The organism is Herbidospora galbida (assembly GCF_005233835.1).
Lineage (GTDB): Bacteria > Actinomycetota > Actinomycetes > Streptosporangiales > Streptosporangiaceae > Herbidospora > Herbidospora galbida.
Window position 1 is genome coordinate 1 of sequence record NZ_SZQA01000050.1, and the last position, 25,392, is coordinate 25,392.

26 protein-coding genes are annotated in these 25,392 nt (G+C 71.7%); 13 read left to right on the plus strand and 13 right to left on the minus strand.

Going from position 1 to position 25,392, the window contains the following annotated elements; genetic code table 11:
• Window positions 1-123: 123 nt before the first annotated feature.
• The gene (gene fabI, locus FDA94_RS34345; protein WP_137251228.1) at window positions 124-888 is read right to left on the minus strand and encodes an enoyl-ACP reductase FabI; all 765 of its coding nucleotides are present in this window, start codon (window positions 886-888) and stop codon (window positions 124-126) included.
• Window positions 889-890: 2 nt separating this feature from the next.
• On the minus strand, window positions 891-1,595 hold the full coding sequence (fabG, locus tag FDA94_RS34350; protein WP_137251229.1) for a beta-ketoacyl-ACP reductase: 705 nt from the start codon (window positions 1,593-1,595) through the stop codon (window positions 891-893).
• 118 nt (window positions 1,596-1,713) lie between these two features.
• Between fabG and FDA94_RS34355 the strand changes: the two genes are divergently transcribed.
• Window positions 1,714-3,207, plus strand: coding sequence for a TldD/PmbA family protein (locus FDA94_RS34355; protein ID WP_137251230.1), 1,494 nt, complete (start codon window positions 1,714-1,716; stop codon window positions 3,205-3,207).
• A complete protein-coding gene (locus FDA94_RS34360; protein ID WP_137251231.1) occupies window positions 3,204-4,571 on the plus strand; it encodes a metallopeptidase TldD-related protein in 1,368 nt (455 codons plus the stop codon). Before FDA94_RS34355 ends, FDA94_RS34360 begins: the two co-directional genes overlap by 4 nt.
• A gap of 53 nt (window positions 4,572-4,624) precedes the next feature.
• Here the strand turns inward: FDA94_RS34360 and FDA94_RS34365 are convergent, their stop codons facing one another.
• Window positions 4,625-4,840: a dodecin gene (locus FDA94_RS34365; protein ID WP_030452318.1), complete on the minus strand. Its 216-nt coding sequence runs from the start codon at window positions 4,838-4,840 to the stop codon at window positions 4,625-4,627.
• Window positions 4,841-4,894: 54 nt separating this feature from the next.
• Here FDA94_RS34365 and FDA94_RS34370 point away from each other — a divergent pair, with 54 nt between their 5' ends.
• On the plus strand, window positions 4,895-5,212 hold the full coding sequence (locus FDA94_RS34370) for a DUF3099 domain-containing protein (RefSeq protein ID WP_137251232.1): 318 nt from the start codon (window positions 4,895-4,897) through the stop codon (window positions 5,210-5,212).
• Between the two features lie 219 nt (window positions 5,213-5,431).
• Here FDA94_RS34370 and FDA94_RS34375 read toward each other — a convergent pair whose 3' ends face one another.
• The 3 genes from FDA94_RS34375 to moaA all read right to left on the minus strand — a co-directional run bounded on the left by FDA94_RS34375 (window position 5,432) and on the right by moaA (window position 8,936).
• The gene (locus FDA94_RS34375; protein WP_170991249.1) at window positions 5,432-7,627 is read right to left on the minus strand and encodes a serine/threonine-protein kinase; all 2,196 of its coding nucleotides are present in this window, start codon (window positions 7,625-7,627) and stop codon (window positions 5,432-5,434) included.
• Window positions 7,628-7,689: 62 nt separating this feature from the next.
• Complete coding sequence (locus FDA94_RS34380) at window positions 7,690-7,923, minus strand: DUF6457 domain-containing protein (RefSeq protein ID WP_137251234.1); 234 nt, start codon at window positions 7,921-7,923, stop codon at window positions 7,690-7,692.
• A 29-nt stretch (window positions 7,924-7,952) separates the two neighbouring features.
• Window positions 7,953-8,936 carry a GTP 3',8-cyclase MoaA gene (gene moaA / locus FDA94_RS34385; protein WP_137251235.1) on the minus strand — a complete coding sequence of 328 codons (984 nt, stop codon included), beginning with the start codon at window positions 8,934-8,936 and terminating at the stop codon, window positions 7,953-7,955.
• 136 nt (window positions 8,937-9,072) lie between these two features.
• Here moaA and FDA94_RS34390 point away from each other — a divergent pair, with 136 nt between their 5' ends.
• From FDA94_RS34390 to FDA94_RS34400, 3 genes are read left to right on the plus strand one after another with little or no spacing between them, the layout of a single operon-like run.
• Window positions 9,073-10,227: an RtcB family protein gene (locus FDA94_RS34390; RefSeq protein ID WP_137251236.1), complete on the plus strand. Its 1,155-nt coding sequence runs from the start codon at window positions 9,073-9,075 to the stop codon at window positions 10,225-10,227.
• 31 nt (window positions 10,228-10,258) lie between these two features.
• Complete coding sequence (locus FDA94_RS34395; RefSeq protein WP_212735638.1) at window positions 10,259-10,579, plus strand: PadR family transcriptional regulator; 321 nt, start codon at window positions 10,259-10,261, stop codon at window positions 10,577-10,579.
• The gene (locus tag FDA94_RS34400; protein WP_137251237.1) at window positions 10,576-11,346 is read left to right on the plus strand and encodes a hypothetical protein; all 771 of its coding nucleotides are present in this window, start codon (window positions 10,576-10,578) and stop codon (window positions 11,344-11,346) included. The genes FDA94_RS34395 and FDA94_RS34400 overlap by 4 nt, the downstream gene beginning before the upstream one ends.
• Here the strand turns inward: FDA94_RS34400 and FDA94_RS34405 are convergent.
• A complete protein-coding gene (locus FDA94_RS34405; protein WP_246060310.1) occupies window positions 11,343-12,113 on the minus strand; it encodes a UbiA family prenyltransferase in 771 nt (256 codons plus the stop codon). The two genes, FDA94_RS34400 and FDA94_RS34405, sit on opposite strands and share 4 nt — an antisense overlap.
• 91 nt (window positions 12,114-12,204) lie before the next feature.
• Here FDA94_RS34405 and FDA94_RS34410 point away from each other — a divergent pair, with 91 nt between their 5' ends.
• Genes FDA94_RS34410 through FDA94_RS34420 form a run of 3 tightly spaced genes read left to right on the plus strand, consistent with a single transcriptional unit; the run spans window position 12,205 to window position 14,776 of the window.
• Window positions 12,205-13,248: a type III polyketide synthase gene (locus FDA94_RS34410; protein ID WP_137251239.1), complete on the plus strand. Its 1,044-nt coding sequence runs from the start codon at window positions 12,205-12,207 to the stop codon at window positions 13,246-13,248.
• Window positions 13,248-13,763 (plus strand): isoprenylcysteine carboxyl methyltransferase family protein, encoded by a 516-nt coding sequence (locus FDA94_RS34415; protein WP_137251240.1) that lies wholly within the window; start codon window positions 13,248-13,250, stop codon window positions 13,761-13,763. Before FDA94_RS34410 ends, FDA94_RS34415 begins: the two co-directional genes overlap by 1 nt.
• Window positions 13,760-14,776, plus strand: coding sequence for an NAD(P)/FAD-dependent oxidoreductase (locus FDA94_RS34420; protein ID WP_137251241.1), 1,017 nt, complete (start codon window positions 13,760-13,762; stop codon window positions 14,774-14,776). Before FDA94_RS34415 ends, FDA94_RS34420 begins: the two co-directional genes overlap by 4 nt.
• Here FDA94_RS34420 and FDA94_RS34425 read toward each other — a convergent pair.
• On the minus strand, window positions 14,773-15,480 hold the full coding sequence (locus FDA94_RS34425) for a class I SAM-dependent methyltransferase (RefSeq protein WP_137251242.1): 708 nt from the start codon (window positions 15,478-15,480) through the stop codon (window positions 14,773-14,775). The genes FDA94_RS34420 and FDA94_RS34425 overlap by 4 nt on opposite strands.
• A gap of 154 nt (window positions 15,481-15,634) precedes the next feature.
• On the opposite strand from FDA94_RS34425, the gene FDA94_RS34430 reads away from it, so the two are divergent.
• Window positions 15,635-16,408, plus strand: a complete 774-nt coding sequence (locus tag FDA94_RS34430) for an alpha/beta fold hydrolase (protein ID WP_170991250.1) — start codon at window positions 15,635-15,637, stop codon at window positions 16,406-16,408.
• On the opposite strand, the gene FDA94_RS34435 is transcribed toward FDA94_RS34430, so the two are convergent.
• Window positions 16,371-17,321, minus strand: coding sequence for an alpha/beta fold hydrolase (locus FDA94_RS34435; RefSeq protein WP_137251244.1), 951 nt, complete (start codon window positions 17,319-17,321; stop codon window positions 16,371-16,373). The two genes, FDA94_RS34430 and FDA94_RS34435, sit on opposite strands and share 38 nt — an antisense overlap.
• Before the next feature lie 79 nt (window positions 17,322-17,400).
• Between FDA94_RS34435 and FDA94_RS34440 the strand changes: the two genes are divergently transcribed.
• Complete coding sequence (locus FDA94_RS34440) at window positions 17,401-18,012, plus strand: TetR/AcrR family transcriptional regulator (RefSeq protein ID WP_137251245.1); 612 nt, start codon at window positions 17,401-17,403, stop codon at window positions 18,010-18,012.
• Window positions 18,013-18,057: 45 nt separating this feature from the next.
• Here the strand turns inward: FDA94_RS34440 and FDA94_RS34445 are convergent, their stop codons facing one another.
• From FDA94_RS34445 to FDA94_RS34455, 3 genes are all read right to left on the minus strand, one after another.
• Complete coding sequence (locus FDA94_RS34445; RefSeq protein WP_137251246.1) at window positions 18,058-19,554, minus strand: PQQ-dependent sugar dehydrogenase; 1,497 nt, start codon at window positions 19,552-19,554, stop codon at window positions 18,058-18,060.
• A 167-nt stretch (window positions 19,555-19,721) separates the two neighbouring features.
• Window positions 19,722-20,678: a hypothetical protein gene (locus tag FDA94_RS34450; RefSeq protein ID WP_137251247.1), complete on the minus strand. Its 957-nt coding sequence runs from the start codon at window positions 20,676-20,678 to the stop codon at window positions 19,722-19,724.
• 159 nt (window positions 20,679-20,837) lie between these two features.
• Window positions 20,838-22,661, minus strand: a complete 1,824-nt coding sequence (locus FDA94_RS34455; protein ID WP_137251248.1) for an AMP-dependent synthetase/ligase — start codon at window positions 22,659-22,661, stop codon at window positions 20,838-20,840.
• 79 nt (window positions 22,662-22,740) lie between these two features.
• Here FDA94_RS34455 and FDA94_RS34460 point away from each other — a divergent pair, with 79 nt between their 5' ends.
• Window positions 22,741-23,355, plus strand: a complete 615-nt coding sequence (locus FDA94_RS34460) for a trimeric intracellular cation channel family protein (protein ID WP_137251249.1) — start codon at window positions 22,741-22,743, stop codon at window positions 23,353-23,355.
• Here FDA94_RS34460 and yczR read toward each other — a convergent pair.
• Entirely contained in the window at window positions 23,339-24,724 is a 1,386-nt protein-coding gene (gene yczR, locus FDA94_RS34465; protein WP_137251250.1) for a MocR-like transcription factor YczR, read from the minus strand. The genes FDA94_RS34460 and yczR overlap by 17 nt on opposite strands.
• A 103-nt stretch (window positions 24,725-24,827) precedes the next feature.
• Here yczR and yczE point away from each other — a divergent pair, with 103 nt between their 5' ends.
• Window positions 24,828-25,391 (plus strand): membrane protein YczE, encoded by a 564-nt coding sequence (gene yczE, locus FDA94_RS34470; protein ID WP_342778560.1) that lies wholly within the window; start codon window positions 24,828-24,830, stop codon window positions 25,389-25,391.
• The last annotated feature ends 1 nt before the right edge of the window (window position 25,392 follow it).

A 25,392-nucleotide genomic window follows, 5' to 3' on the forward strand; every position in this document is an offset into this window, starting at 1 on the left:
GCTAAGGTGGCCACGAGGTCTCCGGTGATCAGGTTTTTCTTGGTCGATCAACCCACTTACCGGAGACCTCTTCGCGTACCCGGCCACGACACGCCGCAGCGCATACCTACTTCGAAACAGGCCCTAGGCGCCGATCGCGTGGACGCCGCCGTCGACGTGGACGATCTCGCCGGTGGTGGCCGGGAACCAGTCGCTCAGCAGGGCCACGCACGCCTTCGCGGCCGGAACCGTGTCGGCCAGGTCCCAGCCCAGAGGAGCCTTGGCCGGCCAGGAGTCCTCGAACTCCTTGAAGCCGGGGATGCTCTTGGCGGCCATCGTGCGCAGCGGGCCGGCGGCCACCAGGTTGGCCCTGATGCCGTGCTTGCCGAGGTCGCGCGCGAGGTAGCGGTTGGTCGCCTCGAGACCGGCCTTGGCCACGCCCATCCAGTCGTAGACCGGCCACGCCTTGGATGCGTCGAAGTCGAGGCCGACGACCGAGCTGCCCTGCTTCATCAGCGGCAGGCAGGCCATCGACAGCGACTTGTAGGAGAAGGTGGAGATCTGGAAGGCGGTGGCGACGTCTTCCCACGAGGTGTTGAGGAAGTTTCCGCCCAGGGCGGCCTGCGGCGCGAACCCGATGGAATGGACGACCCCGTCGAGCCCGCCGAGGTGCTCGCCGACCCGCTCGGCCAGGCTGTCGAGCTGCTCGGTGTTGCTGACGTCGAGCTCCAGCACCGGCGGCGGCTCGGGCAGCCGCTTGGCGATGCGCTCGACCAGGCTCAGGCGGCCGAACCCGGTGAGGACGATCTGGGCGCCCTCCTCCTGGGCCAGCTTGGCCACGCTGAAGGCGATCGAGGCGTCGGTCAGGACGCCGGTGACGAGGATGCGCTTGCCCTCGAGGATTCCCATGGTCAGTGCCCCATTCCCAGGCCGCCGTCGACGGGGATCACGGCCCCGGTGATGTAGGAGGCGTCGTCGCTCGCGAGGAAGCGGACGACGCGGGCGACCTCGCCCACCTTGGCCTGGCGGCCGAGCGGGATCTGCTTCTGGATGGCGGCCTGCTGGTCTTCGGTGAGGACGGCCGTCATGTCGGTCTCGACGAAGCCGGGGGCGACGATGTTGACGGTGATGCTCCGCGAGCCCAGCTCGCGGGCCAGCGACCGGCCGAAGCCGACCAGCCCGGCCTTGGAGGCGGCGTAGTTGGCCTGCCCGGCGGAGCCGAGGAGGCCGACGACGGAGGAGACGAGGATGATGCGGCCGCGCTTGAGACGCAGCATCGGGCGGACGGCGCGCTTGGCGACGCGGTAGGCCCCGGTCAGGTTGGTGTCGATGACGTCGGTGAAGGTCTCTTCCTTCATCATCGCCAGCAGGGTGTCTTTGGTGATGCCGGCGTTGGCCACGACGACCTCGACCGGGCCGTGCTCGGCCTCGGCCTTCTCGAAGGCGGCGTCGACCGACTCCTGGCTGGTGACGTCGCACTGGACGCCGAAGAGGCCTTCGGGGGCCTGGCCGGATCGGTGGGTGACGGCGACGAGGTCTCCGGCCGCCGAGAGTTCCCGGGCGATCGCGAGGCCGATGCCGCGGTTGCCGCCGGTGACGAGTACAGAACGAGGCATGTACCCGACGTTACTAGTTACCGGCGGGTAGCCTCTTGTCCGCCGGAGACAAGATCGCGGCTGCCGCGTGGTGGGGTTACTCCAGATCAACTCGCGTGGCGCGGACTAGGATCCCTGCATGCGTCAGATCGATCCCGACTTCCTCGCCCTGCCGCTGCGGCGGCTGGCCGACGCCGCCCTCCAGCGGGCCCGCGAGCTGGGCGCCGAGTTCGCCGCGTTCCGCCTCGAACGGGTGCGCGCCGAGACGCTCCGCCTGTTCGACGCGCGGCTCGAAGGCTCCAGCGACGCCGACGACCTCGGTTTCGCCGTACGGGTGGTCAAGAACGGCACCTGGGGATTCGCCGGCGGCATCACGCTCACGCCCGAGGCCGCGGCCGAGGTGGCGGCGCAGGCCGTCCAGGTGGCCGAGGTGAGCGCGCCCCTCAACCGGGAGCCCGTCGAACTGGCCGCCGAGCCGGTGCACGAGGGCGTCTGGGTGTCCCTCTACGACGTCGACCCGTTCGACGTGCCGCTGCGCGACAAGGTCGCGCTCCTGGGCGACTGGTCCGCCGGCCTGCTGGCCAAGGGGGTCGACCACGTGTCGGCCTCGTTGATGCAGGTCAAGGAGCAGAAGTTCTACGCCGACTCGGCCGGCACGGTCACCACCCAGCAGCGGGTCCGCGTCCACCCGTCCCTGACCGCCATGAAGTCCGAGGGCGCCGCCTTCGACGACATGCGCACCCTGGCGCCCCCGGTGGGCCGGGGCTACGAATACCTGACCGGCACGGGCTGGGACTTCCCGGCCGAACTGGCCGAACTGCCCGACCTGCTGGCCGAGAAGCTGGCCGCCCCTTCGGTGAAGGCGGGCTCCTACGACCTGGTGATCGACCCCTCGAACCTGTGGCTGACGATCCACGAGTCGATCGGCCACGCCACCGAGCTCGACCGGGCGCTGGGCTACGAGGCGGCGTACGCGGGCACCTCGTTCGCCACCTTCGACCAGCTGCACGAGCTCACCTACGGTTCCCCCATCATGAACGTGACCGGCGACCGGACCGCCGACCACGGCCTGGCCACCGTCGGCTGGGACGACGAGGGCGTGCAGGGCCAGCGGTTCGACATCGTGCGCGACGGCACCCTGGTCGGCTACCAGCTCGACCGGCGGATGGCCCTGCTGAAGGGCCTGGGCCGCTCGAACGGCTGCGCGTTCGCCGACTCCCCCGGCCACACCCCGATCCAGCGCATGGCCAACGTCTCGCTCCAGCCCGCCGAGGGCGGCCCCTCCACCGAGGAGCTGATCGCGGGCGTCGACGACGGCGTCTACATCCTGGGCGACAAGAGCTGGTCGATCGACATGCAGCGCTACAACTTCCAGTTCACCGGCCAGCGCTTCTACAAGATCGAGAACGGCCGGCTCGCGGGCCAGCTCCGCGACGTCGCCTACCAGGCCACCACCACCGACTTCTGGCGCTCGATGGACGCCGTCGGCGGCCCGCAGACCTACGTGCTCGGCGGCGCGTTCAACTGCGGCAAGGGCCAGCCCGGCCAGGTGGCGCCGGTGAGCCACGGCACCCCGGCCGCCCGGTTCCGCGGTGTGAAGATCCTCAACACGGTGCAGGAGGGCGGCAAGTGACCCCGCAGGAAGTAGTCGAACGCGCGCTGGCGCTGCCCGGCGCCGACGACCGCGTCGTCATCGTCGACGAGGACACCACCGCGAACCTCCGGTTCGCCGGCAACACCCTGACGACCAACGGCGTCGCCCGGGGCTCGCGGCTGACGGTCGTCTCGATCGCCGGCAGCGGCACCGGCGTGGTCTCCCGGTCGGGCGTCACGCCCGACCAGATCGCCGACGTCGTGGGCGCGGCCGACCGGGCGGCGCGCGACGCGCAGCCGTCCGAAGACGCCCGCCCGCTGGTGGCCGGAGAGGCCGCCGCCGACTGGGACCGCCCGGCCGAGGAGACCTCGATCGCGGTCTTCCGCGACCTGGCCCCCGCGCTCGGCGAGGCGTTCGCGGCGGCCGAGGCCGGGGGCCGCCGGCTCTACGGCTTCGCCGAGCACCTGGTCAACTCGGTGTTCGTCGGCACCAGCACCGGCCTGCGCCGCCGCCACGACCAGCCGACCGGCCGCCTGGAGCTGAACGCCAAGTCACCCGACATGACCCGCTCGGCGTGGGTCGGCGCGGCCACCCGCGACTTCACCGACGTCGACATCGCCGCCCTCGACGCGACGCTGGCCCAGCGCCTCGAATGGGCCAAGCGCAGGATCGACCTGGCCCCCGGGCGCTACGAGACGCTGCTGCCCCCGGGCGCGGTGGCCGACCTGATGATCTATCTGTACTGGTCGGCGGGCGCCCGCGACGCCTTCGACGGCCGGACCGTCTTCTCGAAGCCGGGTGGCGGCACCCGCGTCGGCGAGGAGCTGGCCAAGCTGCCGATCGACCTGTCCAGCGACCCCGGCCGGGCCGGGATCGAGTGCGGCGGCTTCACCGTGGCCCACGCCTCCAGCCGGGAGTCGTCGGTCTTCGACAACGGGTTCTCTTTGGGCCCGACGAAGTGGATCGCCGACGGCAAACTCGCCAACCTGATCCAGACCCGCCACTCGGCCGAGGTCACCGGCCTCGCCGAGACCCCCGCGATCGACAACCTGATCATGGAGGGCCCGGCGGGCGGGCGGTCGCTGGAGGAGATGATCGCCGCCACCGAGCGCGGCCTGCTGCTGACCTGCCTCTGGTACATCCGCGAGGTCGACCCCCAGACGCTGCTGCTCACCGGCCTGACCCGCGACGGCGTCTACCTGGTCGAGAACGGCGAGGTCACGGGCGAGGTGAACAACTTCCGCTTCAACGAGTCGCCGGTCGACCTGCTCGGACGGGTCACCGAGGTCGGCGCGGCGTCGCAGACCCTGCCGCGCGAGTGGAACGACTACTTCACCCGCACGATCATGCCGCCGCTGCGGGTCCCCGACTTCAACATGTCGACCGTGAGCCAGGCCAACTGATCTGACAAAGCTGTCAAGGGGCGGTCCCGTGTTGCACGGGCCGCCCCTTTCTGCTACTCGGAGTCTTCCAGTCGGAAACCGACCTTCATGCCCACCTGGAAGTGGGCGACCTCGCCGTCCTGGATGTGGCCGCGGACCTCCGTCACCTCGAACCAGTCGAGATGGCGCAGCGTCTGCGACGCCCGCCTGATCCCGTTGCGTATGGCCTGGTCGACGGACTCCCCCGACGTTCCCACGATCTCGGTCACCCGGTAGGTGCGGTCAGACATCGTGCCTCCCTGTCGTCGCGAAACGATCATATGCCCCGGGCGTAGGGTTGCATCGTGAAGCTGTTTCATCGGCGGAAGACGACCGTTCACCAGGTGACCGACGCGCAGCCGTCTCTGACGGCCGACATCCGCAGACGCGAGATCAGCTACGTGATCAAGATGTCGATCCGTGTCGTGTGCCTCATCCTGGCCGTGACGTGGCCCGGGGCGCCCCTGTGGCTGCGCGGGCTCTTCATCGCGGGCGCGGTGCTTTTGCCGTACCTTGCCGTCATCGGGGCCAACGAGCGGGGAAAGGACCTTCCCCCACTTCAGGACATGGATGAAGCTAACCAAAACGAGATACCACGGCATCGACGCGAGATCGGGTCGTGACTAAGTCTTGACGCATCCTAAGGGTGGTAGGTGTACAGTTTAGCCAAGCGCTCTGGTCCCCCGTCGGAGCGCTGGTGCCGGCGTTCCGGGCCCCCGTCGGAACGCCGATGAAGCGACGCCGGGTGGTTTGCCCCCGTAACCACCCGGCGTCGCCCTATTTCCAGACCTTTTCTGTCGCCTTTACTCGCGGCATACTCTGGCCGCCTTCGCGGAAAAAGATCAGCGAATCTCCCACAGCCTGACCGTGGCGTCGGCGCCCCCGGTGGCCAGCAGGGTTCCGTCATGGTTGAACGCCACCGCGCCGACCGCCGCCGTGTGGCCGGTGAGCGTGGCCAGGCGGGTGCGGTCGGCCGGATCCCACAACCGCACCGTGCGGTCGCCGCTGCCGGTGGCGAGCACCCTCCCGTCGCGGCTGAACGCCACCACGGCGATTCCGGCGTCATGGCCGGGCAGGGTGCCCGTTTCGGTGCCGTCGGCCGGGTCCCACAGCCGCACCACCCGGTCGGCTCCCCCGCTGACCAGCAGCTTTCCGTCGGGGCTGAACGCCACCGCGGAGACCCAGCCCTCGTGCGCGGTGAGCGTGTGCAGGAGGGCGCGGCGGGCGACGTCCCAGATCCGCACCGTCTCGTCGGTGCCGCTGGTGGCCAGCCGCTTCCCGTCGGGGCTGAACGACACCGCCATGACCGCTCCCCCGTGGCCGGTCAGCACGGCGGTCCGGGCGCCGCTCGCCGGGTCCCAGAGCCGCACCGTCCCGTCGCCGCCGCCCGTGGCGATCACGGTCCCGTCGTCGGTGGACGCGACCGCGTTCACCCCGTCGTCGCCGCCCGGGAGACTGGTCAGGGTGACGCGGTCGGCCACGTCCCACAGCCGCGCCAGCCGGTCGCCCCCGCCGGAGATCAGCAGCCGGGCGTCACCGGTGAACGCCACCGCGTAGACATTGCTCTCGTGACCGGCGAGCGTCCCGGGCCGCGCCACACCGGCGGGATCCCACAGGCGCACCGTCCTGTCGGCCCCGCCGCTGGCCAGCAGGGTCCCGTCGGGGTTGGACGCCACCGAGTAGACCTCCCCCTCGTGCCCGGTGAGGGTCTTCACGAGCCGCGCCGAGACCTTCGTGACGGCCACGGGCTCCTCCCCACCGAAGATCCGGGAAGCCCCGACAACCACGATCGTGGCCCCCACCGCGACCCCACCGGCCAGAAGGGCGCGGCGGGGCAGTATCCGCGACAGCAGCGGCAGGGGTCGTTCACCCTGGGAGAGCTGCCCGGACGGTGAGCCCTGCGAGGGCGGCGAGAAGCCCTCGGAGAGGTATCCCGGCCGCGATGATCGCCCGGATGGCGATGGACCGCCTGACGGCTGCTGGTGAGCAGCCGGCGACGCATATCCCGGCGCTGGCCGGTGAGCGGCCAGCGGCGGATTTCCCGGTGGTGGCCCGTGCGCGGCCAGCGACGGATCTCCCGGCAGTGGCTCGTGCGCGACTCGCGAAGGGTTTCCGGGCGATAGCTGATGTGCGGCAGGCCACGGATCTCCAGGCAGTGGCTGGTGCCCGTCCAGCGGCAGAATCCCTGGCGGTGGCTGGTGCGCCGCTGGCCACGGATTTCCCGGTGGTCGTCGGTGAGCGGCCGGGCCGAGGGTGGCGAGGATCTCGGCGACGGCGGGGCGGGCGGCGGGGTCGGTGGTCAGGCAGGCGGTGATGAGGGGGCGTAGGTCGGCGGTGACTCGGGTCAGGTCAGGGTCACCGCTGGTGATGCGGTGGATGACGGCGGGGAGGGTGCTCGCGGCGTAGGGGCTCTGGCCGGTGGCGGCGAAGACCAGGACGCAGCCGAGGGAGAAGACGTCGGCGGCGGGGGTGGCGGGATGGCCGTTGATCCGCTCCGGGGACATGTGGGAGTAGGTGCCGACGAGGGCGCCCGTCTCGGTCAGGGCGGCGGCGTCGAGGGGGCGGGCGATGCCGAAGTCGATGATGCGCGGGCCGTCGTCGGCGCAGATCACGTTGGCGGGCTTGAGGTCGCGGTGGATCAGCCCGCAGTCGTGGATGGCGGCCAGGCCCTCGGCCAGCGCCGCCCCCAGGGCGATCACGGTCTCCACCGGGAGCGGGCCGCGCTGCGACACCAGCGCCTGGAGGGACGGGCCGGGGATGTGGGCGGCGGCCATCCAGGGGAGGTCGGCGGCGGGGTCGGCGGCGATCACCTGGGCGGTGAAGTGGCCGCCGACCCGGCGGGCGGCGTCGATCTCGCGGGTGAAGCGGACGCGGAACTCGGGGTCGCGGGCGTGGTGGCGGTGGATGCGTTTGACCACGACGACCCGGCCGCCCGGTGAGCGGGCGAGGAAGACCTCGCCCATGCCGCCCGCGCCCAGCCGACCTTCGAGCCGGTAGGGGCCGATCAGGTCGGGGTCGTCGGGCAGCAGTTGATCCAAGGTCGGCGAACCCCTATCCGAGGGCCCTGCGCCCACCCGAGGCATCCTAGGACCGGCGGCCCCTAGTCGCGGCTCCATTCGGCCGCCTTGGCCGAGATGACCGCGGCCGCCTCGGCCGGTGCGGTGCCGGCGCCCTGGGCCAGCCCGAGGAGGTAGGCCGTCAACGGCGCGGCGGGCCGGGCGACCCCATGGGCCACGTCGCGCGTCATGTCGAGCACCATGTCGCGGTCGACGACGGCCGGGTCGATGCCGAGTTCACGGCAGACCAGGGCGGTCCATTCCTCCAGCACGTTCACGGGCGGCCTCCAGATCAGTGGAAAACGGGTCAGCCGCCGATCGCGCTCATCGGGCGGGACGGCTGGAGGAACTCGGGGTTGTCGATGCCGTGGCCGGGCTTCTTGCGCGCGATCGAGGCGGTCCAGCGGGCGGCGAGGTCGGCGTCGGAGGCGCCGTCGCGCATCGCCCTGCGGAGGTCGGACTCCTCGGTGGCGAACAGGCAGTTGCGGATCTGGCCGTCGGCGGTCAGGCGGACGCGGTCGCAGGCGCCGCAGAACGGGCGGGTGACCGAGCCGATCACGCCGACCGTCGCGGGGCCGCCGTCGACGAGGAACAGTTCGGCGGGGGCGCTGCCGCGCTCCTTCGGGTCGGCGTCTTCGAGCTTGAACGCGGCCCCGAGCAGGCCCAGGATCTCGTCGGCCGTGATCATGTTCTCGCGGCGCCAGCCGTGCTGGGCGTCGAGGGGCATCTGCTCGATGAACCTGAGCTGGTAGCCGCGGTCGAGGCAGTAGCGCAGCAGGTCGGCGGCCTCGTGCTCGTTCACGTCGCGCATCAGGACGGCGTTGACCTTCACGGGGCGAAGCCCCGCCGCGTCGGCGGCGGCCAGCCCGTCGAGGACGTCGGCCAGCCGGTCGCGGTGGGCCAGTTTCTTGAAGGTCTCGCGGTCGATCGTGTCGAGCGACACGTTCACCCGGTGCAGGCCCGCCTCGGCCAGCGGGACGGCCAGTCTCGCCAGGCCGATGCCGTTGGTCGTCAGGGAGACCTCGGCTCCCAGGCCGGAGGTGCGGGCCACGATGTCGACCAGTTCGCGGCGGAGCAGCGGCTCGCCGCCGGTGTAGCGGACCTCGGTGACGCCCAGGTCGCGCACCCCGATGGTGACCAGGCGGACGATCTCGTCGGCGGTCAGCAGGTCGGGTTTGGGCAGCCAGTCGAGACCTTCCGGCGGCATGCAGTAGCTGCACCGGAGGTTGCATCGATCGGTCAGCGACACCCGCAGGTCTGTCGCGACACGCCCGAACGAGTCGACCAGCACGTAACCATCTCCATTCTGTATGCCAGCTTAGAGCAGATACAACCGCGCCCGATCAACGGGGATTCCTCCAGAGGAAAACCATTGGGAACGCTTAACCCCGGTTCGGCACACTGATCGCACTGAACAGGAGATCATCATGCCGAAGGAAGTCGCCCACAACCTGCTGTCCTGGGCCAGCGAGATCGACGCCGGAACGATCGAGCAGGCGGCCCGGACCGCGCGCCTGCGGTTCGTGTCCGGACACGTCGCGCTCATGCCCGACGCGCACATCGGGATCGGCGCGACCGTCGGCTCGGTCATCCCCACCGAGGGCGCGATCATCCCCGCCGCCGTCGGGGTCGACATCGGCTGCGGGATGATCGCGACCGAGACCGACCTGACCGCCGCCGACCTGCCCGAGCACCTCGACGCGCTGATGCCGCTGGTCGAGCGGCGGATCCCGGCCGGCGTGGGCCGGGGCCACGACGACCGGGCCGTCGACCGGGCGCTGGAGGCGATCGGGCGGCCGTACACGGAACTGACCCAGAAGCAGGACAGGACGGTGGCGACGCAGTTCGGCACCCTCGGGTCGGGCAACCACTTCGTGGAGGTCTGCCTCGACGAGCGCGACCGCGTGTGGACGGTGCTCCACTCCGGCTCGCGCGGGATCGGGAACCAGCTGGCCACCCGCCACATCGCCGACGCGAAGAAGGCGATGAAGCAGGCGGCGATCGGGCTGGAAGACCCCGACCTGGCCTACTTCGTCCAGGGGACGCCCGAGTTCACCGCCTACATCGACGACATGCTGTGGGCGCAGGCCTACGCGATGGCCTCGCGGGCGCGAATGGACGCGGTGCTGTCGAACGCGCTGTTCTCGGTGGTCGGGAAGGGCCGCCGGGTCCGGACGATCAACTGCCACCACAACTTCACCCAGAAGGAGACGCACCACGGCAAGTCGCTGTGGATCACCCGCAAGGGCGCCATCAAGGCCGACACCGGCGACGAGGGCGTCATCCCGGGCTCGATGGGGACGCGGTCCTACATCGTGCGCGGGAAGGGCAACGCCGACTCCTACCACTCGTGCTCGCACGGGGCCGGCCGGCGGATGTCGCGCGGGCAGGCCAAGCGGACGCTCACCGCGTCGTCGCTGAAGAAGGCGATGGAGGGGCGGACGTGGAACGCCGACCGGGCGTCGTCGCTGGTCGACGAGCACCCGGAGGCGTACAAGCCGATCGACCAGGTCATGGCCGACCAGGCCGATCTGGTGACCGTGCAGCACACGCTCCGCCAGGTTTTCAACTACAAGGGCTGATATATAGCCACAGTGGATATATGGTCGCCGTATGACCACGATGTCGGAGGCGACCTATTTCATCCTGGCCGCCCTGCTGGACGGTCCCCTGCACGGCTACGGGATCATCCAGCGGGCCGCCGAACAGTCGCGACAACGGGTGAAGATCCCCGTCGCGACCCTCTACCGGGCCGTCGACCGGCTCCAGGAGGCCGGGCTCGTCGTGCCCGACCGCGAGGAGATCGTCGACGGCCGGGCCCGGCGTTACTACCGGATCACCGACCAGGGCACCGAGGCCCTCGCCGAGGAGGCCCGGCGGCTCAGCGCCGCGGCCGACCTGGTGATCCGCCGCCCGGGGATGGGGTTCGCGTGATCGACGAGACCCTCTACCGCCGGATCTTACGGCTCTACCCCGCCTCCTACCGCGCCGGGCGCGGGGAGGAGATCATCACCACGCTCCGGGAGACCGGCGGCGGGTTCCGCGAAGTCGTGGCGCTGCTCACGGGGGCCTTCGCGGCACACGCCAGGTCGCGCACCACCCCTTGGCAGGCCGACGGGCTGCACCTCGGGATCCTCGTGATCGCGCTTCACCGGGAGTCGGGGGAGCTGATGGGCGTCGACGGCGGGATCGACGCCTGGCTGATCATGCTGACGCTGGTGCTCATGATCCTCGGGCGGCCTCGCCTCGCCCTGCCGGCCGCGGCGGCGAGCATGTGGGTCGGGCACGACTACTTCCCGCCGGATCCCGGGCCCTGGGTGGTGCTGGCGGGGCTGCTCGTCCTGGCCCTGCTGCCCCGCCGCCACGTCGGGCGGCGGTCGTGGCTCTGGCTGGCCGTGCCGGCCGTCATGGTGACCTTCCCGGTGCCGATGTTCTACCTGTACGCCGACATCCGGAAGGTGCTCATATCCGTCGCCGTCCAGGGCGCGTTCCTGCTGCTGGCCATCGCGGCCACGGCGATGTCGCGGGACTACCGGTGGGCGCTGGCCGCCGCGATCTGGATGGGCGTCGAGGTGGCGAGGTTCCACCTGTCCGAGCAGCTCGCCTGGTACAGCACCCGGGACTGGCTCTACTTCGGGGCGTCGGCGCTGCTGGTGGTGGCGGCGTTCGCGGTGGCGTACCGGAGAAGGAAGGTCGTCTAGCCGGTTCCGCGCACGAGCAGGAGCGCGACGGCCAGCGCGGCGACGGCGACCGCGCTCTGGAACGGGGCGGCGGGACGGCGCACCAGCCGGGGGGCGAGCGCCAGCGCGGCGGCGAGCGGCGCCGCGGGCCACCAGAGCACGGCGACGGCGGCGACCAGGAAGACGGGGGTGAGCGCCAGGGTTCGGCGGGGGCCGAGCCGCTGGGGCAGGCCATGCACCCCCGTCTTCAGGTCGCCGTCGATGTCGGGGAGCACGTTGGCGAGGTGGGCGCCGATCCCGAGCAGCGCCCCGGCGGCCACCGACCACCAGGCGGGCCACGGCTGGCCGGGCAGTCCGAGCGACACGAACGCCGGGAACTGCCCGAACCCGATGGCGTAGGGCACCCAGGAGAGGACCGTGGCCTTCAGCCCGAGGTTGTACGCCCACGCGGCCGCCACCCCCAGCAGATGGAACCCGCCCGCCGCCGCCCCGTTCGCCAGCGACAGCGGCACGCACGCCACCAGGGCGACCACGGCGGCCGCCCATAAGGCCGGAACCGGGACCCGCCCGGAGACCGCCGGCTTGCCGGTACGGCCCAGGGCCCGGTCGCGCCGCGCGTCCACGGCGTCGTTCGACCAGCCCACCGACAGCTGCCCGGTCAGCACGGCGGCCAGTACGAGCAGGCACCCGGCCGGACCCCGGCCCGATCCGGCGGCCAGCGCGGTCACGAGGGCGGTGACGGCCAGCGTCGGCCCGGGGTGGCAGGCGAGCGCTAATCCCAGGAGCACAGAGGTTGGGGTTCCCAAGGGGACGCACATGAACCCGTGAGGGGTGGGCAGAGATCGGAAGGGGATGGATTTCTGCCGATCTGGGAGTGCGATGTCACGTATCGCCGCCGTTCATGGCGTCCTGCCGCCGAACCGCTACGCGCAGGCTGAGATCACCGATGCGATCGCCCGGCTGGGCTTCCTCGACGCCACGGAACGCCGCGTTCTCGAACGACTCCATCAGCACGCCCAAGTCGATTTCCGACACCTCGTACTGCCCCTCGACGACTACGTGAAACTCGACGGCTTCGGCGCGGCCAACGACGTGTTCGTCGCGGCGGCGGTCGACCTCGGCTCCCAGGCCGTCGCGGAGGCCCTCGACGCGGCCGGCCTGACCCCCCGCGACGTCGACCTGTTCCTCTTCACCACCGTGACCGGCATCGCGGCGCCCTCGGTCGAGGCCCGCATCGCCTCCCGCCTGGGCATGCGCCCCGACGTCAAACGCCTGCCGCTGTTCGGCCTGGGCTGCGTGGGCGGCGCGGCCGGGGTCGCCCGCGTGCACGACTACCTGTCGGCGAAGTCCGCCCAGGTCGCGGTGCTGCTCTCGGTGGAGTTCTGCTCCCTCACCATCCAGCGCGACGACCGCTCGATCGCCAACCTGGTCGCGGGCGGCCTGTTCGGCGACGGCGTGACCGCCGTGGTGGCCACCACCTCCGACGGCCCCGGCCCCCGCGTGATCGACTCGCGCTCCCACCTCTATCCCGACTCCGACCAGGTCATGGGCTGGGACATCACCAACGGCGGCTTCCGGGTGGTCCTGGACGCCAGCGTCCCGGCCGTGGTCCGCACCTACCTGCCGGGCGACGTCGACGGCTTCCTCGGCGACCACGGACTGACCAGGTCGGACGTCACCGCCTGGGTCTGCCACCCCGGCGGGCCGCGCGTCCTGGAGGCGGTCGTCGAGGCCCTCGGCCTGCCGTCCGACGCCCTCGACGTGACGTGGCGGTCGCTGGCCGAGGTCGGCAACCTGTCGTCGTCGTCGGTGCTCCGCGTGCTGGCCGACACGATGGCGAAGAAGCCCCCGAAGGGCACCCCCGGCCTGATGATCGCGATGGGCCCGGGGTTCTGCTCGGAACTCGTCCTCCTGGAGTGGTGATGGGCTGGTACGCCGCGCTGGTCGCCCTGGTCGGGGTCGAACGGCTGGCCGAACTCGTCGTGGCCAAGCGCAACCTGCGCTGGAGCCTGGCCCGGGGCGGGATCGTCGCGGGCCAGGGCCACTATCCGTTCATGGTCGTGCTGCACACCGGGCTGCTGGCCGGGTGCCTCGTCGAGGTGTACGCCGCCGACCGCCCCTTCGTGCCCGCCCTCGGGTGGCCGATGCTGGCGCTCGTGGCGGCCTCCCAGGCGCTCCGCTGGTGGTGCATCCGGACGCTGGGACACCAGTGGAACACCCAGGTCGTGGTGGTGCCGGGGCTCACGGCGGTCACGGGCGGGCCCTACCGCCATCTGCGCCACCCCAACTACGTCGCGGTGGCCGTCGAGGGCCTGGCGCTCCCCCTCGTCCATTCGGCCTGGGTCACGGCGCTGGTCTTCACGGTGCTGAACGCGGGGCTGATGGTGGTCCGGATCCGGTGTGAGGAGGCCGCGCTGGCCCGGCTGGAAACCGCGTGATCGACTTATTGATCGCGGGCGGCGGGCCCGCCGGGCTGGCGACCGCCTGCCACGCCGCGCTGGCCGGGCTGGAGGCCGTCGTCGTCGAACCCCGGTCGACCCCCGTCGACAAGGCGTGCGGCGAGGGGCTGATGCCCACGGGGGCCGAGGCGCTGCGGGCTCTGGGGGTGCGGCCCGAGGGGTGGCCGCTGCGCGGCATCGCCTACCTCGACGCGGTCGGTTCGGTGACCGCGCCGTTCCCGCGCGGGGCGGCCGGGCTCGGCGTCCGGCGCACGATTCTGCACGAGGCGCTCGCCAAGCGGGCCGCCGACCTCGGGGTGCGCGTGGTCGCCGGGCGGGTGGAGCGGTTCCGGCAGCGGCTCGGCGACGTCGAGGCCGACGGGTTCGGCCGGGCCCGCTGGCTGGTCGCGGCCGACGGGCTGCACTCCCCCTTACGCGCCGCCCTGGGGCTGAGCGTCCCGTCCCGGCACGTACGCCGCCACGGCCTGCGCCGCCACTTCGCGGTCGCCCCGTGGAGTTCCCACGTCGAGGTGCACTGGTCGCCGGGCGCGGAGGCCTACGTGACGCCCGTCGGGGCCGGCCTGATCGGGGTGGCGGTGCTGAGCTCGCGGCGGGCGCCCTATGAGGAGCACCTGGCGGCCTTCCCGGCGCTGCGCGAGCGGCTCGGCGCCGCGTGTTCGCCGGTCAGGGGGGCGGGGCCGCTGCGGCAGGGGGCCAAGGCGCGGGTGGCCGGGCGGGTGCTGCTCGTCGGCGACGCCGCCGGATACGTCGACGCGCTCACCGGGGAGGGGATCTCCCTGGCGGCGCGCTCGGCCGGGGCGCTGGTCGCGGCGCTGCGGACCGGCGATCCCGGCTCGTACGAACGCGCCTGGCGGCGGCTGTCGCGGCGGCAGCGGGCGCTCACGGAGGCGCTGGTGGCCGTCAGGGGCAACCGGGTCACCGGCGACCTCATCGCGCCGGCCGCGCGGCGGCTCCCGTGGGCCTTCCGCGCGGCCGTCGCACTCCTGGCCTAGCGGCGGGCCACCAGGATCAGGCGGCCCGACCTGACCTCGTAGGGGGCGCCGTCTGGGCCTGCGTACAGGTCGATCGTCGTGAAGCCCGCCTGGGCGACCATGCGGCGGACCTCGGCGACGGTGTAGACGTGCTGGACCGAGGTCCCCCGGTGCACCTCGTCACCTCTGGTGAAGGTGAAGTGGGTGAGCCAGCGGCTGCCCGTCACGTCGTACTCGTTGACCGACTCGGCGGTGACGCCGCCGATGGTCATCGGCTCCTCCTCCAGGGTCAGGCCCGGGAGGAACGACTCGGCCACGAAGCCGTAGTCGAGGACCAGCGTCTCGGCGGTCAGCCCGTTCAGGAAGGCGATCGTCTCGTCGTGGTCGAGGTAGCCGAAGGCGTTGCCCATGCAGATCGCCGTGTCGGCGGTCGTCTCGGGCAGCGCGCGCATGTCGCCGACCTTGAAGACGGCGTCGAGGCCGCGCCGGGACGCCTCCCCGGCGGCGTGGGCGACGGCCTCGGCCGACACGTCGACGCCGGTCACCCGGCGGCCGCGCGCGGCCAGTTCGAGGGCGTGCCGCCCGCTGCCGCAGGCCACGTCGAGGACGTGGTCGCCCGGCAGGGACATCAGGAAGTCGATCTCGGCGGTCGTGTGTTCGATGGGGACGGCGGCCCGCCAGAAGGTGTTGGGCAGCTCGGTGAAGAAATCCGTGTACCACGGCATTGGGAAAAATGCTCCAGTCAGACGTACGAAAAATGCTGTTCTCGTCTTGACCGGGGCAGCGCTGGACCACCCCGGTCACACCGGGCGGGCAGCCATGGCCTCTCCTCGTTTCGCTGGACTGGTTATGACGGTAGCGGCTGATAGAACGGTTGTCATGATGATTACGACCTCGCGTGACGGCACCACGCTGGCTTACGACCAGCTCGGCGAGGGGCCGCCGGTGATCGTCGTGCTGGGCGTCTTCAACGAGCGCGAGGCGGGCCTGCCGCTGGCCGAGGCGCTGGCCGACCACTTCACGGTCTACGTCTACGACCGGCGGGGGCGCGGCGGCAGCGGCGAGGTGGCCGTGCCCTTCCGGATCGCCGACGAGGTCGACGACCTGAAGGCCATGATCGAGGTCGCGGGCGGCGAGGCGGCCGTGTTCGGCTACTCCTCGGGCGGGCTGCTGGCGCTGAAGGCGCTGCTCGCCGGGGCCCGCATCACGCGGCTGGCCCTCTACGAGCCGCCCTACCAGAACGAGAACCCCTCCCCCGCCGACCACCCCGGCCACCTGACCGAACTGGTCACCCAGGGGCGGCGCGAGGAGGCGGTCGAATACTTCCAGCTGAAGATCATCGGCATGCCGCCCCACATGGTCGAGCAGGCCAAGAACGCCCCCTTCTGGCGGCGCCTCGAAGCGCTGGCCCCCTCGTCCGTCTACGACGCCCTGCTCGTGACCGACCGTGAGCTGCCCGACCAACTGGCGGGCCTGCGCCCGCCGCCCACGCTGGTCCTCGACGGCGCGGCCAGCCCCGACCGGCTGCGCGGCATGGTGGGGGCCCTGGGCACGGCGGTCGACGGCGCCCACGTGGTGGCCCTCGACGGCCAGACCCACACGATCGACCCGGAGGTCACCGGGCCGATCGTGCGCGCGTTCCTGGCGGGCTGACCCCGCTCTGGGAGCGCCGCGTGTGGCGCAGGATCTCCTCGGCCAGGCGATCGTGCACCGCCGAGGGCAGGGTGTGCCCCAGCCCTTCGATCATGACCAGCCGGGCGCCCGGGATGGCGGCGGCGGTGGCCTCGGCGTGCGCGGGCGGGAACATCGGGTCCTCCGTGCCGTGCACGACCAGCGTCGGCGCGGTGACGGCGGCCAGGTCCGCCGTGGACATCGTCTCGGCCCCGGCGAGCGTGTGGTTGAGCGCGGCTCCCAGGTCGCGCGCCCTCGCGTGGACCCGCCGCTCCATCGCGCGGTACTCCTCCTCGTCGAACGGCAGCACCGGGCCGTGCAGGGCCCGCCACAGTGGCAGCCGGGCCGCGAGGTAGTCCTCCACGGGCGCCCCCGGTCCGGGGAACGACGAGACCAGCGCGGCGAGCAGTTCGGGCGTGGGCGGCGGCAACTCGCCGGGGCGGGGCGGCGCCCCCTCCATGACGCGCCGCACCGCGCCCGCCGTGTCGGTGCCGAGCGGCTGGGACGACAGGCTCGTCAGGGTCAGCACCCGCTCGGGGTGGGTGACGGCCAGCCGCTGGGCGATGAGGCCGCCGAGGGAGGCCCCCACGAGGTGGGCCCGTGCGGCCCCGAAGGCGTCCAGGACCGCGAGCGCGTCGGCGGCCAGGTCGGCGACGGCGTAGGGGTGGGCGGCGAAGTCCACGGTGGAGGAGCGCCCGGTGTCGCGGTGGTCGTAGCGGATGACCCGGCGGCCTCCGCCGACCAGGCGGCGGACGAACCCGTCGGGCCACTGGACGCCCTGCGCCTGCGCGCCCATGACCAGCAGCACCGCCGGGTGCTCCGGGTCGCCCGACTCTTCTGCCCACAGTTCGAGGTCGCCGGCGTGGACGATCCGCTCGTGATTATTTTCCTGCATGGTCGTTCAAGATAATGGATCGGCCCGTGCGCGCGCATCCGAGTTGAACTCCCCGCCCTCCGGCGGCACCCTGATCCCCATGGCCGGAGTCAAGGGACAGGTGCAGAAGCGGGGCGTGGAGCGCCGCCGCGCCATGGTGGACGCCGCGATCGAGCTGTTCGCGCGCCAGGGGGTGCGCGGCACCGGAGTGGCCGCGATCGCCGAGCGCGCCGGCGCGACCCCCTCGGCCCTCATCCACCATTTCGGCAGCAAGGACGGGCTCGTCCGGGCCGTGCTGGAGGAGGCCGACCGGCGGGCCCTGGAGCGGCTGTCGGTCCCGTCGGGCGCCGAACCCACCCTCGACCAGGCCTTCGACTGGTTCGTCCGGGACGCCGAGCACACCGCCGCCGCCGAACGCGACCTGGCCGCCCTGCACACCACGCTCACGGCGGAGAACCTGGAGCCCGGCTCCGCGCTCCACACCTGGTTCCGCGACCGCGGCCGGGCGCTGCGGGCCCACCTGGTCTCCCTGTTCGCGCGCGCGATGGCCGACGGCTCGGCCCGCGCCGGCCTCGACGCGTCGACCCTGGCGGCCGAGACGGCCGCGTTCGTCGAGGGGGCCCACCTGGTGTGGCTGCTCGACCCTGAGCGGGTCGACCTGGCCGCCGTGCACCGCAGCTACTTCGAAGGGCTGGCCGCCAGGCTCCGTTGACCCTCCCGGGCCGGGGCCCGGGAGGGTGAGGTGGTCGTGGTCAGGTCACGGGGAGGCGCAGGTGAAGCCGCTCGCCGTGGCGGTGTTGCCGGTCGGGCGGGTGACCTGGAATCCGAACGTGGTGCTCGCGTTCGGCCCGAGGTTGCCGTTGTAGTTCAGGTTGGTGGCGGTGACGGTCTGGCCCGACACGGTGAGCGTGGCGTTCCACGAGCCCGAGAGGGTGTGGCCCGACGGGAGCGTGAACGTCACGCGCCAGCCGCTCAGCGCCGACGTGCCGGTGTTGGTGACCGTCACGGGCTGGACGACGTAGCCGTTGCCCCACTGGGTCTGCACGGTCCCGGTCACCGAACACGGCCCACCGGGCCGCGGGCTCGGCGAAGGCGACGGCGAAGGCGAAGGCGAGGGACTGGGCGAGGGAGACGGGGACGGCGACGGGCTGGGCGACGGCGAGGGGCTGGGCGACGGCGACGGCGACGGGTTCACGCCCGCCGGAGGGACCCGGATGATGCGGTCGTCGGCCGCGACCGGGCTGCCCCGGCCGTCGCGGTTGCTGGTGCCGACCCACAGCCAGCCGTCCGGGCCGACGGCGACGGCGCGGAGGCGGCCGTACTGGCCCTGGAACTGGGCCGAGGCGCCGGCGGAGCCGCCCGAGCCGTTCAGGGAGACCGCCCACAGGCGGTTGCCGCGCAGGGCCGCCGCGAACAGGGTGTTGTTGGCGTAGGCGAGGCCGCTCGGGGAGGCCTCGGCGGTCGTCCAGGTGATGATCGGGTTGCGGAACGACGAGTTGTTGCAGTTGCCCTCACACGTCGGCCAGCCGTAGTTGCCGCCCGCCACGATCTGGTTGATCTCGTCGGTGGTGTTCTGGCCGAACTCGGTGGCGTACAGGCGGCCCTGGCCGTCCCAGGCCAGGCCCTGGACGTTGCGGTGACCCAGGCTGTAGACCCGCGAGCCGGCGATGGGGTTGCTCGAGGGGATGCTCCCGTCGGGGTTCATGCGGAGGATCTTCCCGGCGGGCGAGCTCAGGTTCTGGGCGTTGGACGTGGTCCCGGCGTCGCCGGTGGCCAGGTAGAGCAGGCCGTCGGGGCCGAAGGCGATGCGACCGCCGTCGTGGATCGTCGCGCGCGGGATGCCCGACAGCAGGACGTTCTGGGTGGTGGGCGCGCTCAGGCGGAAGCGGGCCAGGCGGTTGTCGGAGGCGGTGGTGAAGTAGACGTAGACCCATTGGTCCTGGGCGTAGGTCGGGGAGACGGCGATGCCGAGCAGGCCGCTCTCGCCCGAGGCGGACACGCCGCTGATGGTCGCCACGGCGACCGGGGTCTGGCCGGGCCGCACCTGCATGACGCGGCCGGTGTTGCGTTCGGTGACCAGGGCACTCCCGTCGGGGAGGAAGGCGAACCCCCACGGGACCTGGAGCCCGGTGACCGACACCTGGGCCCGGTCGAAGTCGAAGCCGCCGACCACGGCGGCCCGGGCCGGCAGGGCGATCATGACTCCGAGGAGCAGGATCGCCGCGGCGATGACGTGCCTAACGTGTCTGGACATTGCGGAACCATACGAGGCCCGGAAACCCCTGCCAACGATCATGAGCGGGCCCGCCCGCTGACCTGCGCGCCCCGAAGAAAGTTTCAGGAGCAGACCGCAATGTTTCGCCCCCGGAGACGGGGAAGCCCGGGCCTCCGTGGAGGGGAGGCCCGGGCTCGTAGAGAAAACTACTTGACGACCTTCACGTAGTCGCTCGCCTCGGAAGAGCCGAAACCGTGGCTACCGTCGTAACGGACGCCCCACGTGCCGCTGCCCCAGGCCTTGACCTTGGTGTAGAACGACCCGTTGGGGTTGGTCTCGATGGTCTTCACGTACTTCCACTTGTGCGAACCCGCGGGGAGGAAGTAGACGTCGATGTCCTGCCAGCCCAGCTTGTACCAGCCGTGCCAGTAGTCGCGAGAGTCGTAGCAGCCGTGCCAGCCGTCGTCGACGGGCTTGACGCTACCGTCGAGTTCGACATAGGCGCGGTCGTGCTTCTTGTAGTCGTAGTACCAGTCGCCGTAGCACTGGGCGACCTGGAGCTGCCCGGTCAGGGTGACGTGGCGGCCCTTCTTCACCGGCTCGGGGCCGGCGTTGAAGTCGACGATCCGCGTCGCCTTGGGGCCCTTCGGCGGCTTCGGCGGGTCATAGCTGATGTGCTTGACCGTGAAGCCGGAAGAGCTGGTGTAGAGCTTGCCGTCGAACCCGCGCGCGTAGACCTTCACGGCGTAGAACCCCTTCGGGTCCTTCGTGTCGATCTTCACGCTCTCGGAGGTGGAGAACCACACGGGCTTCCACGGCGCCTTCTTCTCCTCCGACGCGTCGGAGGTGGTGCTGTCCGCCGACTTGTCGTCCCAGCCGTGGCCGTCCCAGTCGTCGCGGCCCCAGCTACCCTTGTGGTCGACAACGATCTTGGCGTGCTTGATGTCCACGCCCTTGACGTTGATCGACACGACCTCGGAGTCCCACTTGCCCTTCAGGACAACCTGGCCGGGGTTGACCCAGACATTCGTGATTCTCGGGTTGGGCCCGTCGTGGTGACCGTGCCCGTGACCCGGGTCCGCTAAGGCGGGGGCCGCGGAGACGAGCGCCGAGGCGCCCATCGCAGCGGCCGCCACCAGAGCGGTGGCGATGCGCTTGATCATAAGAGGGTGCTTCCTCTCCCCGTTACAACGCGCGCTTCCGGCATGAAGCGCGCCTACGTCATAGACGGAAAATCTCCGCCAAAAGTTGCGGGTAAGTCGTAGAAAAAGTGATCACAACTTGGCAACGGGATCAAGCGCTCGCGCGTCGGGGTCAGCTGATCACTGAACGTACATCTCCTCGATGATCTCCGCGTACTTCGCGTGGATGACCCGGCGCTTGAGCTTCAGGCTCGGGGTGAGCTCCTCGGTCTCGGCCGTCCACTCGACCGGCAGCAGCCGCCAGCGCTTGACCTGCTGCACCCGGGCGAGCTTCTCGTTGGCGGCCTCGACCGCCGCCTCGACGGTCTTCAGCACGTCGGGGTGCTCGGCCAGGTCGGCCAGGTCGGTGAAGGTGATGCCGTTGGCCTGGGCCCAGCCGGGGGCGATCTCGCCGTCGAGGGTGAGGATCGCGACCGGGTAGGGCTTGCCGTCGCCGAAGGCGAGGGCCTGGCCGATGAGGGCGTGCTCCTTCAGGTAGTTCTCGATGTTGGCCGGGGAGATGTTCTCGCCTCCCGCGGTGATGATGAGCTCCTTCTTGCGGTCGACGATGCGGACGAAGCCGTGCTCGTCGAGCGAGCCGACGTCGCCGGTGTGCAGCCAGCCCTCGTCGTCGAACAGGTCGGCGGTGGCCTCCGGGCGGTTGAGGTAGCCCGTGGTGTTGAGGGGACTGCGAGTGAGGATCTCCCCGTCGTCGGCGATGCGCACCTCGACGCCCGGTTCGGGACGCCCGACCGTGCCGAGCCGGTAGGCGTCGGGACTGTTGGCGGTGAAGGCGCCGGTGGTCTCGGTCATGCCGTAGACGTCCAGGACCTTGAGCCCGAGGCCGGCGAAGAAGCGCTGCACCTCCAGCGGCATCGGCGCGGCGGCGGTGGCCAGCCACCCCGCGTTGTCGAAGCCGATCATGCCGCGGATGATCGAGAGCAGCGCGGCGTCGGCGGCCTGGTAGGCGGCTTCGACCTCCGGGGTCATCGAGTGGCCGACCTGCCCTGCCTCGACCCAGGCGAGCCCGGCGGCCATCGCCTTGCGGGCGTTCTCCTGCTGGTCTTCCGGCGACATGGCCAGCAGGGCGCTGAGCTTGGCCATCATCTTCTCCCACACGCGCGGCACGCCGAAGAACAGCACCGGCTTCACCGCGGCGAGGGTCGGCCCGAGGTTCGCCAGGTCGGTGCAGAAGTGCACGTGGGAGACCTTGAACAGGGGCAGGTAGAGGCTCAGCACCCGCTCGGCGATGTGCGCGTAGGTCAGGTAGGAGATCTGGGTGCCCTGGGTGGGCAGCGAGGTCATCCGGTCGGTCGCGCCGACCTCGAAGAGCACGTTGCGGTGGGTGAGCGGGACGCCCTTCGGCATGCCGGTGGTGCCCGAGGTGTAGAGCACGGTGAGGGTGTCGTCGGGGGTGACCGAGCGCCAGCGCTCCTCGACCGACTGGGGGTCGGCGGCCAGCGCCTCGGCGCCCAGCGCCAGGAAGTCGGCCCACGAGAGCTGGTCGCCGGTGGCGCCCTCCAGCAAGATGATCTTCTCCAGGCCGGTCACCTGGTCGAGGATCGGCGCCCACCGGGCCAGTTCGGCCGGTCCGCCCAGCACGGCGACCTTGGCGCCGACGTCGTTGGCCACATAGGCGACCTGGTCGGGCGCGAAGGTGGCGTACACCGAGCACGGGATCGCCCCGGCGTGCACGGCGCCGAGGTCGGCGAGCACGTGCTCGCTGCGGTTGACCATCATCAGGGCCACCGAGTCGCCCGGGTCGACGCCCAGAGCGGCGAACCCGGCGGCGATCTCCAGCACCCGCTGCCGGGCCTCCCGGTAGGTCAGGGTGGACCAGCCGCCCTCAACGGGGTCGGAATAGGCGGGTAGGTCGGGATGGGCTTCGGCGGTCTCGTCGAGCTGAGAACAGATGGTCCGACCGGCGATGCTCTCCTCGATCGCCGCCCGCTCTTCAAGAACCATTCCGCGTCTCCTCAGGGGGATGCTGGACAGAGTGACCCGCATCACATCATCGGTAAGTCAACCCTGACAAGATGTCCTGGTGACATGGGTGCTCGACCTGACCGGGATCTTCGTTTTCGCCATCTCCGGCGCGCTGGCCGGGGTCCGCACCCGCCTCGACGTCGTGGGCATGGCGGTGCTGGCGTTCTTCACCGCGGTGGGCGGCGGGATCCTGCGCGACGTGTTCCTCGGCGTGCAGCCGGCCGCGCTGCACGACGCCGGTTACGTCCTGGTCCCGCTGGTGGCGGCGGCGATCGTGTTCTTCTGGCACCCGCAGGTGACCCGCCTGCTGCCGAGCATCCTGATCTTCGACGCGGCCGGCCTGGGCCTGTTCTGCGCGACCGGCACCGAGAAGGCGCTGCTGTTCGGCCTCTCGCCGCTGCACGCGGTGCTGCTCGGGGTGGTCACGGCGGTGGGCGGCGGCGTGCTGCGCGACATGCTGTCGGGCCAGCGGCCCACGCTGCTCTACGACCGCCAGCTCTACGCGGTGCCCGCGTTCCTGGGCGCGTTCACGCTCGCCGCGCTGTTCGAGTTCGGCGTACGCGGCCCGCTGGCCGTCCTGGCCGCCGCGGTGCTGGCCTTCACCCTGCGGTTCCTGGCGATGCGGAAGGGCTGGCGGGCGCCGCTGGCACGGGGCGTCAAAGACTCGGCGTGAGCCGGTTGTCGGTGACGGGCACCCGGCCCGGCCCGGCGGCGATCCGGGCGACCGCGTCGGCCAGCACGTGGGGCGGATGGCAGTAGGACAGCCGCAGGTAGCCCTCGCAGGCGCCGTCGACCCCGAACCACCGTCCGGGCGCGAGCCGGACCCCCCGCGCGGCGGCCGCCTGGACCACCGGGCCCGCCGACGGCACGTCGAGCCTGGCCCAGATCGACCCGCCGCCGACGGGGTGCGGGTAGGTCCAGCCGGGCAGGTGCTCGGCCAGCGCCGCCGTCAGGGCGGCGCGGGAGGTCGCCAGCCAGGCGCGGCGCTCGGCCCGGGACTCCTCCAGCCGGGGAAAGAGTTCGGCCACCACGAGCTGGTCGAACACCGCCGTGGCGAGGTCGACGCCCGACCGCAGCACCGACAGCCGCTCCACCAGCTCGGCCGTCCCGCGCAGCCACCCGACCCGCAGCCCGCCCCACCACAGCTTCGACGCCGAACCGATGGTGATCACCCGGTTGTCGGTGTCCCAGCGGGCCAGCGGCGGCGGCATGACCACGTCGTCGACGGCCACCTCGCCCCAGGTCTCGTCGCAGATGAGCGTCACGTCGTGGCGGCGCGCGGCGGCCACCAGGGCGGCCCGGTGGGCGGCGTCCATCAGCGTGCCGGTGGGGTTGTGGAAGTCGGGCAGCACGTAGGCGACCTTCGCCTGCCGCAGCGAGCTCTCCATCAGCTCCCCCGCCGCCACCGCCCTGGCCCCGTGGAGCCGGACCGACTGGATCGCGTGGGCGTAGGTCGGCGACTCCAGCAGCACCGGGTCGCCCGCCCGGACGAGCAGCGCGAACAGCAGGTGCATGGCCTGCTGGGCGCCGGGCGTGATGAGGATCTGCTCGGGCCGGGTGGCCACGCCGCGTTCGGTGTAGCGCCGGGCCACCGCCTCGCGCAGGACGGGCAGGCCGACCGGGTCGTAGCCGATGCCGAGCAGGTGGCGGTGGTAGCTCGCGGCGGCGGCCGCCACGGCGGGGGCGACCTGGGAGGCGGCCGGCATGGAGGCGACGTGCAGCGGGATCATGCCGTCGCCGGGGACGGGGATCGTCCAGGGGGTGTCACCGCCGACGGGCAGCGCGGTCGTGCTGCCCGAGCCCTGCCGCGCGGTGACGTAGCCGTGGTCTTTGAGCAGGTCGTAGGCGGCGGTCACGGTGGTCCGGCTGACGCCGAGCGCGGCGGCGAGGTGGCGTTCGGCGGGCAGCCGCACCCCGACCGGGATCGCGCCGTCGTGCACCCGGCCCCGCAGGGCCTCGGCCAGCGCCCGGTAGTAGGGGCGGGCTCCGGCCGGGACGGCGAGCAGTCGGGCGAGCTGCTCGGGGGCCATGGTGCGCGTCATGCCGCCACCCTAAGGCCAATTTCCGCGATTGGCTCTGTTCCCACTGCCGGGCCGCCGCCAGACTGGGGCGACTATGGTACAAACATCCACTCATCCCACCTCTATGCGGCTCGTCCGGCTCTACGCCGGTCTGTTCCTGTACGGCGCCGGCTCCGGCCTCCAGATCGAGTCGAACCTCGGCAGCGCCCCCTGGGACGTCTTCCACCAGGGCCTGTCCCGCCACTTCGGGCTCAGCATCGGCGCATGGGTCGTCATCGTCGGGGCGGCCGTGATGCTGCTCTGGATCCCCCTGCGCCAGCGGCCGGGCCTGGGCACGATCAGCAACGTGCTGCTGCTGGGCTGGTTCTTCGACCTGACGGTCTGGCTGGCCCCCACACCGGACCACTGGGCCGTCCAGTGGGCGTACCTGCTGACCGGCGTGGTCACCGTCGGCGGCGCGACCGCCCTCTACATCGGCGCCGGTTATGGCCCCGGGCCGCGAGACGGGCTCATGACGGGCCTCCACCGGCTGGGCCTGTCGATCCGGCTGGCCCGGGTGATCATCGAGCTGACCGTGCTGGCGATCGGGTGGCTGCTCGGCGGCGTCGCCGGAGTGGGCACGCTGGTGTTCGCGCTGATGATCGGACCCGTCACCCAGTTCTTCATGAAGGCCCGGTGGGTAGCTTGAT

Bases quoted from the DNA above. Each gene is read 5' to 3' on its own strand.
- fabI (WP_137251228.1), bottom strand. From the start codon at position 888: ATGGGAATCCTCGAGGGCAAGCGCATCCTCGTCACCGGCGTCCTGACC.
- fabG (WP_137251229.1), bottom strand. From the start codon at position 1,595: ATGCCTCGTTCTGTACTCGTCACCGGCGGCAACCGCGGCATCGGCCTC.
- FDA94_RS34355 (WP_137251230.1), top strand. From the start codon at position 1,714: ATGCGTCAGATCGATCCCGACTTCCTCGCCCTGCCGCTGCGGCGGCTG.
- FDA94_RS34365 (WP_030452318.1), bottom strand. From the start codon at position 4,840: ATGTCTGACCGCACCTACCGGGTGACCGAGATCGTGGGAACGTCGGGG.
- FDA94_RS34390 (WP_137251236.1), top strand. From the start codon at position 9,073: ATGCCGAAGGAAGTCGCCCACAACCTGCTGTCCTGGGCCAGCGAGATC.
- FDA94_RS34395 (WP_212735638.1), top strand. From the start codon at position 10,259: ATGACCACGATGTCGGAGGCGACCTATTTCATCCTGGCCGCCCTGCTG.
- FDA94_RS34410 (WP_137251239.1), top strand. From the start codon at position 12,205: ATGTCACGTATCGCCGCCGTTCATGGCGTCCTGCCGCCGAACCGCTAC.
- FDA94_RS34415 (WP_137251240.1), top strand. From the start codon at position 13,248: ATGGGCTGGTACGCCGCGCTGGTCGCCCTGGTCGGGGTCGAACGGCTG.
- FDA94_RS34425 (WP_137251242.1), bottom strand. From the start codon at position 15,480: ATGCCGTGGTACACGGATTTCTTCACCGAGCTGCCCAACACCTTCTGG.
- FDA94_RS34430 (WP_170991250.1), top strand. From the start codon at position 15,635: ATGATGATTACGACCTCGCGTGACGGCACCACGCTGGCTTACGACCAG.
- FDA94_RS34435 (WP_137251244.1), bottom strand. From the start codon at position 17,321: ATGCAGGAAAATAATCACGAGCGGATCGTCCACGCCGGCGACCTCGAA.
- FDA94_RS34440 (WP_137251245.1), top strand. From the start codon at position 17,401: ATGGCCGGAGTCAAGGGACAGGTGCAGAAGCGGGGCGTGGAGCGCCGC.
- FDA94_RS34445 (WP_137251246.1), bottom strand. From the start codon at position 19,554: ATGTCCAGACACGTTAGGCACGTCATCGCCGCGGCGATCCTGCTCCTC.
- FDA94_RS34450 (WP_137251247.1), bottom strand. From the start codon at position 20,678: ATGATCAAGCGCATCGCCACCGCTCTGGTGGCGGCCGCTGCGATGGGC.
- FDA94_RS34455 (WP_137251248.1), bottom strand. From the start codon at position 22,661: ATGGTTCTTGAAGAGCGGGCGGCGATCGAGGAGAGCATCGCCGGTCGG.
- yczR (WP_137251250.1), bottom strand. From the start codon at position 24,724: ATGACGCGCACCATGGCCCCCGAGCAGCTCGCCCGACTGCTCGCCGTC.
- yczE (WP_342778560.1), top strand. From the start codon at position 24,828: ATGCGGCTCGTCCGGCTCTACGCCGGTCTGTTCCTGTACGGCGCCGGC.